The 310-nt window shown below is 65.5% G+C and carries 1 protein-coding gene; it reads right to left on the minus strand.

The window, feature by feature from the left end; translation table 11 throughout:
- The coding region (locus HX793_RS30940) for a LodA/GoxA family CTQ-dependent oxidase (protein ID WP_218646232.1) at positions 1–310 on the minus strand (310 nt) is incomplete at both ends.

Genomic DNA, 310 nt, shown 5'->3' on the forward strand with positions numbered 1-310 from the left:
GGATGTCCATCGCCAGTTGCCACTGATACCACTGCGCCTTGCTGTTGGAGACATGGGCCGACCAGACGATATCGGCGTTTTCGACGGTCAGTTCAGCGACCACTTCTCCGGCCAGGTTGTAACCATACAGCCGGAACTCGGCGGCCTGGCGCTTCAGCGCGCCCTGGGCATCGCGGTAGAACCCCTGGGGTTCGGGGCGCGGGGAGGTCACCTGGGGGCCGACAAAGTATTCCGCCTCGCTGTTGCCGACCCGCGCCACGCCAATGGCGGGGTGGATGGCGGCGCTGACGATGCGCTTGTCTTGGCTGGG

Origin of the sequence: Pseudomonas reactans (assembly GCF_013387025.1) — a bacterium.
In the GTDB taxonomy this organism is placed as follows: Bacteria; Pseudomonadota; Gammaproteobacteria; order Pseudomonadales; family Pseudomonadaceae; genus Aquipseudomonas; species Aquipseudomonas reactans.